Origin of the sequence: Bradyrhizobium sp. CCBAU 11386, from assembly GCF_028128955.1 — a bacterium.
Taxonomy (GTDB): Bacteria; Pseudomonadota; Alphaproteobacteria; order Rhizobiales; family Xanthobacteraceae; genus Bradyrhizobium.
The window spans coordinates 21,433-35,871 of record NZ_LBKA01000242.1 but is presented as its reverse complement, the minus strand read 5'-3'; the positions used below and the strand labels follow the sequence as shown (position 1 = coordinate 35,871).

General features: G+C 65.1%; 13 protein-coding genes and 1 tRNA gene. 13 read left to right on the top strand and 1 reads right to left on the bottom strand.

What is annotated here, in order from left to right; genetic code table 11:
* The first annotated feature begins 143 nt into the window (after positions 1-143).
* Complete coding sequence (locus tag XI09_RS27400; RefSeq protein WP_165448159.1) at positions 144-290, top strand: hypothetical protein; 147 nt, start codon at positions 144-146, stop codon at positions 288-290.
* A gap of 81 nt (positions 291-371) precedes the next feature.
* On the opposite strand, the gene XI09_RS27395 is transcribed toward XI09_RS27400, so the two are convergent.
* Positions 372-566 carry a hypothetical protein gene (locus XI09_RS27395; RefSeq protein WP_027542736.1) on the bottom strand — a complete coding sequence of 65 codons (195 nt, stop codon included), beginning with the start codon at positions 564-566 and terminating at the stop codon, positions 372-374.
* Positions 567-809: 243 nt separating this feature from the next.
* Between XI09_RS27395 and XI09_RS27390 the strand changes: the two genes are divergently transcribed.
* The 12 genes from XI09_RS27390 (at position 810) to XI09_RS27335 (ending at position 14,406) form a co-directional block, all read left to right on the top strand.
* Positions 810-1,073: a hypothetical protein gene (locus tag XI09_RS27390; RefSeq protein ID WP_271569604.1), complete on the top strand. Its 264-nt coding sequence runs from the start codon at positions 810-812 to the stop codon at positions 1,071-1,073.
* Between the two features lie 419 nt (positions 1,074-1,492).
* A complete protein-coding gene (locus XI09_RS27385) occupies positions 1,493-2,410 on the top strand; it encodes an ABC transporter substrate-binding protein (RefSeq protein WP_271569603.1) in 918 nt (305 codons plus the stop codon).
* 111 nt (positions 2,411-2,521) lie between these two features.
* Entirely contained in the window at positions 2,522-4,144 is a 1,623-nt protein-coding gene (locus XI09_RS27380; RefSeq protein ID WP_271569602.1) for an amino acid ABC transporter permease/ATP-binding protein, read from the top strand.
* 43 nt (positions 4,145-4,187) lie between these two features.
* Positions 4,188-5,429 (top strand): acetamidase/formamidase family protein, encoded by a 1,242-nt coding sequence (locus XI09_RS27375; RefSeq protein ID WP_271569601.1) that lies wholly within the window; start codon positions 4,188-4,190, stop codon positions 5,427-5,429.
* Between the two features lie 281 nt (positions 5,430-5,710).
* Complete coding sequence (locus tag XI09_RS27370; RefSeq protein WP_271569665.1) at positions 5,711-8,044, top strand: acetamidase/formamidase family protein; 2,334 nt, start codon at positions 5,711-5,713, stop codon at positions 8,042-8,044.
* Between the two features lie 14 nt (positions 8,045-8,058).
* Positions 8,059-8,442 carry a RidA family protein gene (locus tag XI09_RS27365; protein WP_271569600.1) on the top strand — a complete coding sequence of 128 codons (384 nt, stop codon included), beginning with the start codon at positions 8,059-8,061 and terminating at the stop codon, positions 8,440-8,442.
* Positions 8,443-9,658: 1,216 nt separating this feature from the next.
* Positions 9,659-10,822, top strand: a complete 1,164-nt coding sequence (locus tag XI09_RS27360) for a PspA/IM30 family protein (RefSeq protein ID WP_271569599.1) — start codon at positions 9,659-9,661, stop codon at positions 10,820-10,822.
* A 10-nt stretch (positions 10,823-10,832) separates the two neighbouring features.
* A complete protein-coding gene (locus XI09_RS27355) occupies positions 10,833-11,492 on the top strand; it encodes an OB-fold-containig protein (protein ID WP_271569598.1) in 660 nt (219 codons plus the stop codon).
* Positions 11,493-11,520: 28 nt separating this feature from the next.
* Positions 11,521-13,218 (top strand): flotillin family protein, encoded by a 1,698-nt coding sequence (locus tag XI09_RS27350; RefSeq protein WP_271569597.1) that lies wholly within the window; start codon positions 11,521-11,523, stop codon positions 13,216-13,218.
* A gap of 211 nt (positions 13,219-13,429) precedes the next feature.
* On the top strand, positions 13,430-13,798 hold the full coding sequence (locus XI09_RS27345; RefSeq protein WP_271569596.1) for a hypothetical protein: 369 nt from the start codon (positions 13,430-13,432) through the stop codon (positions 13,796-13,798).
* Between the two features lie 137 nt (positions 13,799-13,935).
* A tRNA-Asn gene (locus tag XI09_RS27340) sits at positions 13,936-14,010 on the top strand.
* A gap of 216 nt (positions 14,011-14,226) precedes the next feature.
* Complete coding sequence (locus XI09_RS27335) at positions 14,227-14,406, top strand: hypothetical protein (protein ID WP_027542747.1); 180 nt, start codon at positions 14,227-14,229, stop codon at positions 14,404-14,406.
* The last annotated feature ends 33 nt before the right edge of the window (positions 14,407-14,439 follow it).

The window sequence follows — 14,439 nt, the reverse complement described above, 5'->3', positions numbered from 1 at the left end:
CCGCTCGCAGCCGGCTGCCGGGGTGAGGCGGGACGCTACACCGGGTTTGCCCGGGGCTTGGCGGAACCCGCGATTCAGGCCCGATGGCATAGACTTCGCATCTGCGAAGTGATGCAGCACGAACCCTGAAAGCTGGAGAGCACGTGAGCGACGTCGTTCGATTTGTCCCGAAATCCGAGCTGGAGCGGGCTCGCCTCATCCGCGAGGCGCGCGCGATCTATGACAGCATCTTTCCGCCGGCCGCACCCGACCGGGTGCCGCAGGACGGCGAGGAGCGCGTCAAGAATTGATCGTGGCCGTGCCGGGTCCCGGCGCGTTGCGATGCCGAACCGCCCAGCAGGCGGGCGCATCCGTTCACGGTGAAGCCGGCCTCAGCAGGCAGCGTACCAGCCGTCCGGAAACGGCAGGATGGGCCAGGCGCCCTCATTGTCATTGGCGGCTTTGGGCGTTGCGTCGAAGCTCCACGAGCGGGGCACGAATTCCTCCTCCGGCGCGGGCGCAAAATCGTCATGGACGATGGCGTCGCGGACGGCATCCAGCAGCAAGTTGAATTCGGCTTCGCTCATCGCACCCTCCGGAACGCGGATGGCGCAATGTCGCAAAGCCGGCTTGTTTCCCGATTGAGCCGATCGTTCGCATTTTAACGATCCGGCGATCAGGTCCCGTATGGTTAGCGATTCCTGAAACTAGGCATTCCGGGCCGGCTGCCAGTGTGAATGAGATCACATTCTCGGCGGTTTATTTCTCCTACCCCTTCGCACACCGGCCAACGCGGGCCGGGGCGGGCAGGGCAGACGGGAGACTTCGTCATGAAGGCAAGGTTCTTGCGGTTTGCGGGTGTGAAGAGCCGGGCGCGCCGCGCCTCGACGGTCGGGCTATTCCTGACGCTGTTTGCCTCCGCGGCTCACGCGCAGCAGGGAACGCCCGAGCAGCGCCGGGCCTGCACCCCCGACGTCTACCGGCTTTGCGCCGGCGAAATTCCCAATGTCCGCGCCATCACGGCCTGCATGCGCCGTAACCGGCCAAGCTTGAGCGAGGCTTGCCGCGCCCTGTTCGATCAGGCCCGCGGCTGACATACCGGGTCTGTGAGTTTGTGCGCAGCAAGTGGCTCGTGCGGGCTCGCGAATCCGGCATAGTCACCCTGTGGATATGCTGCGGACAGGCTGTGGAGGGTGGTGATCTACTTCGGATGTCGCACGTAGATGCGTCCGCAATGCGTCATATCTCTGTCAAATAACCCGACCAAATGATCCCCTGATCGTGCAGACCACGGCGTGATACGAGATCATTTGGTTCCTCCGAATTCGGAATCTCATATCGCCGCGCCCAGCGCCTGCGAACAGTTTTTGTGCAGCGGCTTGCCCAAATCGCGGGCCCCCACCGTCCAATTTTTTGTACGCCCGCGGACAAGCTTTCCCCGTCGCACTCCCCCTAGGCTCGCTCCCGAGATCTGGAACATGGCCAATGCCATGACAATTCGAAGGAGCTGGAGATGGAGAGACCGGTATTGCCCCAGGCGCGGGGATCGGCGCACGCATCAACGCCGTGGCGCAAGCTCGCGCTCGGCGCCACTATCGCTTTCGGCCTGGTCGTCGCGACCCCGCTGAGCGCGCAGGCCGCAGCGCCCGCCGCCTGCACCGCGCTCCAGGAGAAATATCCGGACTGGAAGGGCAAGACGCTCGTCAACGCCATCAACCCGCACACGCCGGGCTATGAGACGATCGATCCGAAGGACCCCAGCAAATATATCGGCTTCGACATCGATCTCGGCGAGGCCATCGGCGAATGCCTCGGCTTCAAGCTGACCTACAAGCCCGTCGTGTTCGCAGCGCTCCTCACCACGCTCGCCGCCGGCCAGGCCGACATCGTCATCTCCGACATCTACGCCACCAAGGAGCGCGCCAAGGCGGCTGACTTCATCACCTACTCGAAGGTGTTCGACGGCGTGCTGGTCGCCAAGGGCAACCCGAAAGGCATCAACGGCATCAACATGTCGATGTGCGGCGCGGCCGCCGCCGAGAACACCGGCTATGTCGAGGTGCCCCTGATCCAGGCGCTGATCCCGGAGTGCAAGAAGGCCGGCAAGCCCGAGCCGACCATCCAGCTCTATGACAACAACGCCAACTGCATCCAGGCCATCCTCGCCGGCCGCGCCGACACCTATGTCAACGACGTCAACACCGTCGACAGCGCGGTGAAGGCCTATCCCGACAAGCTGGAGAAGGCGATCGCGGTGACGATCCCGTATTCGGTCGGCATCGCCGTTCCCAAGGACAAGCCGAAATTCCGTGACGCCGTGCTCGCCGCGCTGATCGAGGTGCAGAAGGCCGGCACGCATATGGAGCTTCTGAAGAAGCATGGGCTCGACGTGAACAACTTCAAGGAGCCGGACATCCTGACGGCCGACTAGAGCAGCGGGCGGCCGCTGCCGACTTCACCTCTCCCCAGCGGGGAGAGGTGAATCGCGTGCCTGAATGTCCTTCCTCAACAAAGATTGCCCCGCGCTGATGACGGTCGACTGATGTCGCTGTTCCTCCATTACCTGAGCATGCCGTACCTGCTCGAGGGCATCGAGCTCACCCTCGAGGTGACCGCCCTCGGGCTCGGCGGCGGATTGATCCTCGGATTGATCCTCGCCGGCATGCAGCTCTCCCGCTTCTGGCTGCTGGCGGCGATCGCCAGGGCCTATACCGTGATCTTCCGCGGCACGCCGCTGATCCTGCAAATGGTGTTCGCCTACGACGCGCTGCCGCATATCGGCATCAAGCTGCCGGCGGTGTTGGCGGCCGGCCTCGCGCTCGCCTGCAACGAGGCGCCGTTCATCGCCGAGATGCTGCGGGCCGGCGTGCTCGGCGTCGATCGCGGCCAGGTGACCGCCGGGCAGGCGCTCGGCATGACGCCGCGGATCCTGATGTGGCGGGTGATCGCGCCGCAGGCGATCCGCACCATGATCCCGGCCTTCGGCAACGAGGCCGTCAGCGCGCTGAAGAATTCCTCGCTGGCCTCTGTCGTCGCGGTCCAGGAGCTGACCTTGCGCTCGACCCAGCTGGCGTCCTCGACCTTCGACTTCTTCTCGATCTTCTTTGCCTCGGGCCTGCTCTATCTTGTGCTGACCTTTGCCATCAGTGCCATCCAGCTGTTCGTCGAATGGCTGCTCGATCTCGATCGGGCCAAGGGGCGCCAGCGCAAGCTTGCCGATTACCTGCCATGGCGTCGCGTCGATCTCGGCACCAAGCTGGAGCTCGCCGCAGTCCCCGTTGATGATCCGGAGCCCGCACCGGCAGAGCTGACCGCCACGCCGCCGCCGGCACTGACCCGCGAGGAGCGCACCCGCCGCGCCGCGACGATCGCGCGCAACAACATCGCAGTCGAGACCAAGGGCCTCACCAAGAGCTATGCCGCCCAAAAGGTGCTCGATGGTCTGGACCTGACGGTCCGCGTCGGCGAGGTGGTGGCGCTGCTCGGCCCCAGCGGCTCCGGCAAGAGCACGTTGCTCCGCTGCATCAACCATCTCGAAAACTGGGACGCCGGCACCGTGCGCGTCGGCGGCCGGCGCCTCGGCTTCGGCGAGAACGGCAAGCCGCTGTCACCCCGCGACCTCGCCAACGAACGGGCCAGCGTCGGCGTCGGCATGGTGTTCCAGCAATTCAACTTGTTCGCGCACCTCTCGGCCAGGGAAAACATCGCCGGCCCCTTGCGCTGGGTCCACGGCATGACCCGGATCGATGCCGAGCGCCGCGCCAACGAGCTGCTCGACCGGGTCGGGCTGTCGCATCGCGCCGATGCGCTGCCGCGGCATCTGTCCGGCGGCCAGCAGCAGCGCGTCGCCATCGCCCGCGCGCTTGCACCGAACCCGAGCGTGCTGCTGCTGGACGAGCCGACCTCTGCGCTCGATCCCGAGCTCGTCAACGAGGTGCTGGAGGTGATCCGGCGGCTCGCCATCGACGACGGCCTCACCATGATCATCTCGACGCACCAGATCCGCTTCGCCGATGAAGTCGCCGACCGCGTCGCCTTCCTGAGCGGCGGCGCGATCATCGAGGAGGGGCCGGCGCACGAGGTTCTCACCAACCCCCGCAATCCGCTGACCGCGCGTTTCCTCAGCGTGATGGAAGCCGACAAGATTCCGGAGGCAGTGCGATGAGTGCTGTCGCCACAAGGTTCAAGCCCCCCGAAGAGGCCACCTCATGAAGCATTTCACGCTGCCGGTTTCGCCGAAAACGGTCCACTGGGGCTATTTCTCCAAGAAGGTCGCGCCGGCCCTGACGCTGCGCTCGGGCGATCGCGCCACCATCGAGACGCTGACCCATCATGCCAACGACGATTACGAGCGCATGATCGCGGGCGATCCCGGCGCCGAGAGCGTGTTCCAGTGGACGCGCGAGCACAAGGCGGTCGCGCGCCGCGGCTCGGGTCCGGTCGAAGGTCCCTTCATCCGCGGCGCAGGCGAGGGGATCGGTGTGCACCTCCTCACCGGGCCGGTCGCGATCGAAGGCGCCGAGCCCGGCGACATCCTGGAGGTTCGCATTCTCGACGTCCGGCCGCGGCCGAGCTGCAGCGCCTGCCATGCCGGCCGCTGCTTCGGCTCCAATGTCGCGGCGAACTGGGGCTTTCACTATCGCGACCTGATCGAGGAGCCGAAGCCGCGCGAGGTCGTCACCATCTTCGAGCTCGATACCTCCGGCGAGCCCTACGCCAGGGCGGTCTACAACTATGTCTGGACCCCGCAGACCGACCCCGACGGCATCGTGCATCCGACCATCGACTATCCCGGCGTCCGCGTCGATCACGCCACCATCAAGAAGCGCGAGAACATTCTCGCAAGCGTGAAGGTGCCCGCACGATTGCATTTCGGCACCATGGGCCTTGCGCCATCGGAAGCCGATTTCGTCAGCTCGATTCCGCCGAGCTACACCGGCGGCAACATCGACGACTGGCGCATCGGCAAGGGCGCGCGGATGTTCTATCCGGTCGCGGTCCCCGGCGCCTATTTCTCGGTCGGTGACCCCCACGCCGCCCAGGGTGACAGCGAGCTCGGCGGTACCGCGATCGAGACCTCGCTGACCGGCGATTTCGAGTTCATCCTGCACAAGAAGGCCGATCTGGCCGGCACCAATCTGGAAGGTCTCGACCATCCCATGCTCGAGACCGATCAGGCCTGGTCGTTCTACGGCTTCACCTATCCGAACTATCTCGCCGCGCTTGGCGCCGACGCACAAACCGAGATTGCCAATCACTCGAGCCTCGACCGCGCGATGCGCGATGCCTTCCGCAAGCTCCGCCGGTTCCTGATGACGGTACATCGCCTCAGTGAGGACGAGGCGATCTCGCTGATGTCGGTCGGCGCCGATTTCGGCGTCACCCAGGTGGTCGACGCCAATTGGGGCGTGCACGGCACGATCCGCAAGAACATCTTCCGGTGCGACTAGATCTCTCCGTCTTGTCATTCCGGGGCGACGCAAAGCGTCGAACCCGGAATCCATTTCACCACCGTCTTCGGCGCCCAATGGATTCCGGGTTCGCGCTTCCGCGCGCCCCGGAATGACGAGCGTCAATACGAGCTCATCATGCTCTAACACTTTGAAGGTTAGCCTGTTTTCGGAATGAGAGGATGACCGACAAACCTCATCTGCGGCCCGTCGCGGCGACGGAGGATCGCGTGCGTCTGGCACGGAGGTTGCTTCGATCGACGGCAGTCTGGGTCGATCCGATGAGCTTCCGGCCGTTCACAAGCGAGTCCTATGCGCAAGACGACCGCCCCGAAGCCTGGCGGGACGTGCTGGCTGCCGTCGGCCTGCAACCCGCGACCGGTCATTCCTTCCTCGACGGGCACGCAACGGCGTCGCATCGCCAGGCCTCGGGCGTCGCGCTGACGCGCATGGCCGCGGGCGCGCAAAGCATTGCGCCTCTCGCGCAGGCGAATGAAGAGCTTCCGATTGCGCTGATGCCGGTCGAGGACGGCATGGTGCTCAAGAGCGCCGGCGGCCATCGCATCGTTCCCGTCGGCCATCTCGTGCTGCTGCCGCGCAGCGGGGACTGGAGCATCGTGTTCCAGCGCGACATGCGCGCCATCGTGCTGTCGGTGACCTCGGAGGCGCTGCACGGTCGCCTCTCGGGCAAGCCGCGGCTCGGCGAGCCCCGGGTCGTTCCGCCCAGCGGCTTTGCCGATGTGTTCTCGCGCCTGCTGGATGCCACTGCGCGCACGCTCGACACCTTGAGCGATGCCGAATGGAATGCGGTCGCGCAAAGTCTCGTCGATCTCCTGCTGACGCTCGCGCATCAACTGGCGGCCTCGACATCCGATGCCGGATCGAGCGCGACGCAGGCCGCGCTGCTGCACCGGATCTGCCGGACCATCGAGCGCCGGCTCGACGATCCCGAACTGGTGCCCGCGCGCGTCGCGCAGGCCGAGGGGATTTCCGAGCGTTATCTGCAAAAGCTGTTCGAGACGGTCGGCGACAATTTCACCCACTACGTCCGCGAGCGCCGGCTCCAGCGCGCCTGGGCCGACCTGTCCAATCCGACGGAGGCGCATCGCTCGATCTCCGAGATCGCCTATGCCTACGGCTTTGGTGATTCCGCGCATTTCAGCCGCGCCTTCCGCCACCGCTTCGGCCTGCCGCCGCGCGAGTTCCGCCAGCAGGAGGCGGAGCGCGCGACGTCGCAGCACGGGATCACCGGCCAGCGCGGCTGGCCGCAGGAGGCGCTGGCGCAGCTCCGCGCGCATCAGGTGGGGGCGGAGGTGCGCAGCAATGTGTTGCGCGCTGACTCCGATGAACCGAGAACGGCCGGACGCAAGCACTATCATCTTCCGATCGAGGCCAATCGTGTTCATTGGGGCTATTTCAGCCGCTCGCTCTCGCCGCAGCTCGAGATCGCCTCGGGCGACACCATCACCATCGAGACGCTGACCCAGCACGCCTCCGACGACCCCGAGCTGATGATCGCGGGCGATGCCGCCGCCGAAAGCGTGTTCGGCTGGACGAGACAGAAGAAGAACGTGGACCGCCGCGGCGCCGGCCCGATGGACGCCAGCGTATTCGGACGCGGCGCCGGCGAAGGCTTTGGCGTGCACATCTGCACCGGACCGGTGGCAGTGAAGGATGCCCAGCCCGGCGACGTGCTGGAGGTGCGGATCCTCGACATCGTGCCGCGCACGAGCCGCCATCCGAAACATGCGGGCCGCGTGTTCGGCTCCTCGGTCGCGGCCTGGTGGGGCTATCACTACGACGAGTTCCTGTCAGGACCGAAGCCGCGCGAGGCGGTGACGATCTACGAGATCTTCGACGATGCCGATGCGCCGCATGCCCGCGCGCTGTATTCCTATCGCTGGGAGCCGCAGACCGATCCGTTCGGCGTCGTGCACCCCACCTACGATTATCCCGGCGTTCCCGTCGCGCCCGGCACCGTCAAGCGGCGCCATGCGGTGCTCGACGGCATCCGTATTCCCTTGCGGCCGCATTTCGGCGTGATCGCGGTGGCGCCGCGCGAGGTCGATTTCATCGACTCCGTGCCGCCGTCCTATTTCGGCGGCAATCTCGACAATTGGCGGCTGGGGAAGGGGGCGGCCGTCTATCTTCCGGTCTCCGTTCCCGGCGCGCTGCTGTCGGTTGGCGACCCCCACGCCGCGCAGGGCGACGGCGAGCTGAGCGGCACTGCGATCGAATGCTCGATGACCGGCACCTTCGAGGTGATCCTGCACAAGAAGGCCGATCTTGCCGGCCGCCCCTTCGCCGATCTCTCCTATCCCCTGATCGAGACCGCGACCGACTGGGTGCTGACCGGCTTCAGCCATCCCAACTATCTCGCCGAGTTCGGCGCGCAGGGGCAGAGCGAGGTCTACGCAAAATCCTCGCTCGACCTTGCCATGAAGGATGCCTTCCGCAAGATGCGGCGCTTCCTGATGAACGTGAAGGGGCTCAGCGAGGACGAGGCGATCGCGCTGATGTCGGCCGCCGTCGATTTCGGCGTCACGCAGGTCGTCGACGGCAATTGGGGGGTACACGCCATCCTCAGCAAGCGCCTGTTCGAGAGCGCACCGTAACAAGGACAGCCCAGGTGAAATTCCACATGATCAGCGGCGGACCGAAGCCGGTCGCGCCCTTCAGCCACGCCGTCGAGACCGACGGCTTTGTCTTCGTCACCGGCCAGATGCCGGACACGCCGCAAACGCCGGGCGTGCTGCCCGAGGGCATCGTGGCGCAGACGCGAGCAGTCATGGAGAACCTGAAGGTGGTTCTCTCAGGCCTCGATCTCGGCCTCGAGCACGTCGTGATGACGCGGATCTACCTCACGCGTTTCAAGGAGGACTACGCCGCAATGAACGAGACCTACCGCACGTACTTTGCGCCTGGCCGGCTGCCGGCCCGCACCTGCGTCGGCGTCACCGGTCTCGCCTATGACGCGCTGATCGAGATCGATCTGGTGTGCCGGCGGCCGTGAGTTCGGCTTTTCGTAGCCCGGGTGAGCGAAGCGATACCCGGGACCGCCGCTCGCACGAATCCCGGATGTCGCTTCGCTCATCCGGGCTACAAGACCTTGCGTTACCCGTCGGGCAAAACACACAAGCAACGTGTCAATCCGCACTCACAAAAATATTCTACTTTACCGAAATTCGGCTTTAGCGTAGTCATGTGCCACCTCATCCCGGTCAGAGGGGCGTATCGCGATCGTCACGACATGCGGGGTGAGCTGCGGTGGACGCTAGTCACATCGGCGCGAAGAGCTTCGCAGGGCGGGCAACCGTGAGCGAAAGATGTCGCGCACACGACCGGTGCGATCAGCGTACGGCAAAACCGTGTCGTCCTGGCGCCCGGGGTCTGTGCGCCAAGTCTTGCGGTGATGTGGCGGCCCGACCGGGCGCGCGCATCAGCGATCCGCAAGGCGACGGGGGCAATAGTGCATCGCTCCCCGGGGAGAGCACGGCATAAGCCGTCAAACCACTGCGCAGGGAAGGCCGGATGCTTGGCTTCACCTGTATGCCGCTGTGCAGATTTTTGTTGCCACCTTTCGCACAGTGGACCGTGGGTGCCCGGCCGGCACCCGGTCTTCCCTGCGCCCTCTGACAGACGAGGGTGTCGCGACGAAGCAAAGCTCGGGCGAAGCAAGCCGCGAGGATGCGGTGGTGTGTCTGCGAGCTGAGATACACGTTATTGGACGCGACGATACTCCTTGCTCCGTCATTGCGAGCGAAGCGAAGCAATCCAGAATGTCTCCGCGGAGGGACTCTGGATTGCTTCGTCGCATCAGCGCAAAATTGCTTCGCAATTTTGTCGCGAGCTCCTCGCAATGACGATGCGGAGAGAGCAGCGCCCAATAATCCGGCCTCGTGCCCCGGACGCAGCGCAGCGTTTCTTCAGCGGTGCACTGCAGAGCCGGGGCCCATGCATCAGCTTGTGGCGCGGCTTCCTGGGTCCCGGCTCTGCGCTCCGCTTCGCTACGCTTGTCCGGGACACGAGCAGCGGTGTTGCCGATCGCTCCCTCCACTTTGCCTCAAATTGCAACCCGCGCGTGCAGGAAGTCTTGATCGGCTGTGATCTAGGGGTGATTGCCAGCCTTGAACGCACCGCCGGCCGCCAGCGACTAATCCAGAGAGTGCACAAGGATCAGTGGAACGTGATCAAGCTTCCCCTTCCTAAAGCACTAAAATGGTGCTTTAGTGCTTTCCATGAGCCAATCGCCCCGAAACGCGCCGTCCGCGCTGCGTTACAGGCTTGCTCCTGATCCGGCCGCCAAGGCCGCCATGGAGGCGACGTTTCAGGCCTATGACCGCATGATGGAGATCCTGGATGAGGTCGCGCGGACCCATAACGTGGGTTCCAACGTGGTCCTGCTTCACGCCCATGCCTATGAGCCGATCCGCAAGCAGACCGCACTGCCGTCGCGGCTGGTGACGCTGGGCTTACGTGACCGCGCCGGCTATCGCGCCGCCCAAGGGCGCCGCCTGCCGCTCGACGACAAGCTCGCCAAGATCAAGGGTCCCGCCACCATTTCGATTGCGACCGTGCAGGGGCGCTTCAGCGTGCCCTTCGACTACGCCGGTTATGCCGAGGGCTGGGGGCAGAGCGCGCCCGCACATCTCATCCGCACCGATGACGGCTTTGAAGTTCACTACGGCGTCACGCCGAACAGTCTGCCAGAGGAGGAGAACGCCATGGATACCATTGCTGCCGCCCCCGACAATTTCCTGTCCCGGGTCGGGCGCCTGATCGCCGGGATCGCCTATGACGCGATCGAGCAAGCGGAAGGCAAGAACAAGCTGAAGGTGGTCGGACAGGCCATCCGCGAGATCGAGCGCGCCGAGAGCGAGGCACGCGACGCGCTCGCGGCTGCGCGCGCCGAGGAATACCGCCTCAACGCGCGCCGCACCGAGATCGAGCGCGAGATGACCGATCTCACTGCCAAGATCGAGAGCGTGATCGCTGATAGCCGCGACGATCTCGCGCGCGCCGGCATCGCGCGGCAGATGGACCTGGAGGCGCAGTTCGAGGTGCTCTCCCGCGCCATCGACGAGAACAACGAGAAGATCGAGCAGTGCGTGACGTCGCTGCGCGCGGTGCTGTCGGCATTGCAAGATGCCGAGCAGCGCCGCGCCGATCTGGCAAAGAGCGAGGCGGCCGCAAGTCACCAGGCCTCGACGTCGCCCCGGAAGCCCGGCGGTGCCTCGGCAGCGGCGAAGGCGCTACGTGCGGGCAGGGCGGTGGCGCGCGCCACCGGCGTTCCCGCAGCCATCCCGTTTTCAAGCGACATCGACGAGCTCAGCACGTTGCATCGCGACAAGGAGATTGCTGCGAGGCTGGCGCGGTTGAAGTCGCGCTCCTGAGTAATGTGTCATGAACGCACTGCTCGAACACGTCATGGCGCCGGAGGTCAGGCCGTTCGCGATCGCGGCGGCCATGATCGTCATCGTCGGCTCGCTCGAGGTGATCACGATGCTGGTCGGAGCTTCCCTCAGCGAGATGCTCGGCACCAGCATCGATTTCAGTCACCCCAGCGACAACGGCGTGCTCAACGCCATTTCGTGGATCAATGTCGGCGGCGTGCCGCTGCTGATCTTCCTGTTGCTGGTGCTCGGCGCCTTCTCGATCACCGGCTTCCTGATCCAGGACGTCGCGCGGATGGTCGTCGGTCCCTTGCCGGCAACGATCGCCTCGATCGGGGCCGTCGCGGCCTCGGTTCCGCTGGTCCGCGCCGCCAGCCGCGCCATCGCGCGGGCCATTCCCAAAGATGAAAGCTATGCCGTCGGCCTCGGCGACCTCGTCGGCCGCATCGGCGAGGTCGTCATCGGTCCGCTCGACCAGGGGCCGCCCGGCCGCGTCAGCGTCGCCGACGTCCACGGCAACAGGCACTTCGTCTGGGCGGTCGCGGCGCCCGCATCTGGACCATTGGAGCAGGGAACCATGGTCCTCCTGGTCGATCGCGTTGGCACCCGCTTCGTGGCGGTCAAGGCCGACGATGAACTGAAGCCGTCCAAGCCGACTCTAAGCAGCTAGCCAGCCAAGCTCATTAGCGGAGAAAGTCATGTTCGACATCGCAGTCCCGGCCATGATCGGCGTCGCGCTGATCGTCGTCCTGGGGATCGTCTTCACCATCCTCTACAAGCGCGCCACGCGCGACGAGGCCTTCGTGCGCACCGGCCTCGGCGGCAAGAAGGTCGTGCTCGACGGCGGCGCCATGATCCTGCCGATCTTCCACTCCTATGCCAGTGTCAATCTGAAGACGCTGCGGCTCACCGTCGAGCGCAAGGAGCGGGAATCCCTGATCACCAAGGACCGCCTCCGCGTCGACATCGTCGCCGAGTTCTACGTCCGCGTCCGCCCCGACGAGGAGAGCATCGCGCTGGCCAGCCAGACGCTGGGCGCGCTGACCAACGACGCCGAGGCGCTGCGCAACCAGGTCGAAGCGAAGTTCGTCGACGGCCTGCGTTCGGTGGCGGCCACCATGACGATCCTGGAGCTTCAGGAGAAGCGCTCGGACTTCGTCAAGCACGTGCAGTCCACGGTCGAGTCCGACGTGAAATCGAATGGCCTCGAACTGGAATCGGTGTCGTTGACCAAGCTCGACCAGACCGACGTCAAGTTCTTCAACCCGGAGAATTTCTTCGACGCCGAAGGTCTCACCCAATTGAAGACGGTCACCGAGACCCGCCGGCGTGACCGCAACTCGATCGTGCGCGACAACGAGGTGGCGATCGCGCAGAAGGATCTCGAGGCGCGGCAGCAGACCCTGACCATCGAACGCACCAAGAAAGAAGCCGAGCTCTCCCAGGAACGCGACATCGCCAACAAGACCGCGAGCACCCGCGCCGAGGTCGCGACGGCGACGCAGACCGCGCGCCTGACCGAGGAGAACGCCCGCATCGACACCGACCGGGCGGTCGCCGAGAAGGAGGCGGGCGCCAAGCAGGTCAAGGAAACTGCCGTGATCGAGTCGGATCTCGCCATCAACAAGCGCAAGACCGACGCGCAGCGCGAGATCCAGATCGCGACCCAGGAGAACGAGATCCAGATCGCCGCCAAGAGCAAGCAGACCTCGGAAGCTGTGGCCGAAGCCAAGACGGCCGAAGCGCTCGCCGTGTCGGCGGAGGAAAAGGTCGTGACCGCGCGCGCGGTCGAGGTCGCCGACCGTGCCCGTCTGACCCAGGTGCTTGCCGCGCGAACCGAGGCCGAGCGCAAGTCGACCGAGGTGATCGTTGCGGCCGAAGCCGAGAAGAAGGCCGCGCTCGATCGCGCCGAGGCCACCACGACGCTGGCGACGGCGGAGGCCGAGTCCAACAAGATCAAGGCGGTCGGCGTCAGAAACATCGGCGAGGCGGAAGCTGCCGTCATCACCATGAAGAACGAGGCGCAGAACAAGCTCGGCAGCAACGTCATCGACTTCGAGATCGCCAAGAAGCGGATCGAGACCATGCCCTCGGCACTGGCCGAGATGGTCAGGCCGATCGCCAACCTCAAGGACGTCCGCATCCTGCACACCGGCGGCGCGTTCGGCGGCAACGGGAACGGCGCCGGCGGCAATGTCGGCTTCGGCGAAGGGCTCGCGGGCGAGCTGCTCAAGGTGCACGCGCTGCGGCCGATGATCGACGAGATCCTGCGCCAGAGCGGCTTTGCGCCGGGCGAGGATCCCGTGCAGGCGCTGGTCGGCGCCGTGACGGGCAAGAGCAACGGTGCCGCGGTGCCGGCGCCCGTGCCGGAGAAAACAAACGCCGCCGACCTATGAATGCCCGTTCATTGCTGCGGAGAATTCGAATCGATAAGAAATCCCCGTGCGCGTCTCGCGTCGCGCACAGCTCCGGAGTGCTGATCGAGGCGTGTTGAACCTTTCGATCACGCTCCGGAGGAATCGTTGGAGGCAACGCCATTTGTTGCCGCGGCGCCTGCGCCGATCGACGTCAGGCGCTTAAAGCCTGTTTCGATCCGGGGAATTTCACATGAAGTATTTTCTGTCTGCACTGATCGCGATCGGTCTTTCGATTGCCGCCGCACCGTCGTTCGCGGCTGACGCCCGCAACGTCACCGTCGTCAACGAGACCGGCTATGCCATCAAATTCCTGGGCTTCAACGCGCCGGACGATGGCCTGGACGAATGGGACAACGAGCTCGACAAGGTTTTGCAGAACCAGGCGAGCACCTATGTCGAGTTCGACGATGACGACGAAGGATGTGTCTGGAACATCCGCGTCGACTGGCAGAACTACGACGAAGCCGTGCTCTGGAAGAACGTCAACCTCTGCAAGTTCACCGCGCTGCGGCTGCGCTACGACGCCGGCACCAAGACCACGTCCTTCGTCGCCGAATAGTTTTCCGCCTGACATGGCCCGGAGGAGGGGCCGTCCGGCCCTTCCTCAGGCGCGTTGCGGAAGATGACGAATTCGTCCTTTGCAAGCGCAACCGGCTTTGTTATACGCAGCCGCACGCGAACGAACGGTTCGCCTTTTCCTCGGTAGCTCAGCGGTAGAGCATCCGACTGTTAATCGGATGGTCGCTGGTTCGAATCCAGCCCGGGGAGCCAAATTTCACCGCAATTTCAGTAGCTTGCACTCGTGCTTTGATGCGGCGCGCGACGTTGCTCGGGCCGTCTCTCAACACGTTGCGGGCCCGCATGCGATGCAGAATCGTGTTCAAGCAAACGTGTCCTGACCGCGGCTTCGCGCCCGTAGGGCTGGCACCAAATCGACTTAATTCAAATCGAGCTTCGCCGGGCCGGACCCTTACGGAGCTGATTCCCATGCCCGACATCCAGATCGACCGTGCCCCACTGGCTCCCTCGATTCTGCCGGCCGATATTCCCGAGCTCAGTGACGACGAATGCATCGCCTGCCTGGCGCGCGCGGTCGAGACGCCCGATTCGGCGCGGCTGGACGAGGTCGCCGCCCTGATCGGCCGCCTCGCGGTGACGATCGAATAGTCCATCGCCCCCTGATGCGGTGAGTCGCGGAGG

Coding starts and splice junctions, on each gene's coding strand:
- XI09_RS27345 (WP_271569596.1), top strand. CDS start 13,430: ATGAAGTATTTTCTGTCTGCACTGATCGCGATCGGTCTTTCGATTGCC.
- XI09_RS27385 (WP_271569603.1), top strand. CDS start 1,493: ATGGAGAGACCGGTATTGCCCCAGGCGCGGGGATCGGCGCACGCATCA.
- XI09_RS27350 (WP_271569597.1), top strand. CDS start 11,521: ATGTTCGACATCGCAGTCCCGGCCATGATCGGCGTCGCGCTGATCGTC.
- XI09_RS27335 (WP_027542747.1), top strand. CDS start 14,227: ATGCCCGACATCCAGATCGACCGTGCCCCACTGGCTCCCTCGATTCTG.
- XI09_RS27355 (WP_271569598.1), top strand. CDS start 10,833: ATGAACGCACTGCTCGAACACGTCATGGCGCCGGAGGTCAGGCCGTTC.
- XI09_RS27395 (WP_027542736.1), bottom strand. CDS start 566: ATGAGCGAAGCCGAATTCAACTTGCTGCTGGATGCCGTCCGCGACGCC.
- XI09_RS27390 (WP_271569604.1), top strand. CDS start 810: ATGAAGGCAAGGTTCTTGCGGTTTGCGGGTGTGAAGAGCCGGGCGCGC.
- XI09_RS27380 (WP_271569602.1), top strand. CDS start 2,522: ATGTCGCTGTTCCTCCATTACCTGAGCATGCCGTACCTGCTCGAGGGC.
- XI09_RS27370 (WP_271569665.1), top strand. CDS start 5,711: ATGAGCTTCCGGCCGTTCACAAGCGAGTCCTATGCGCAAGACGACCGC.
- XI09_RS27375 (WP_271569601.1), top strand. CDS start 4,188: ATGAAGCATTTCACGCTGCCGGTTTCGCCGAAAACGGTCCACTGGGGC.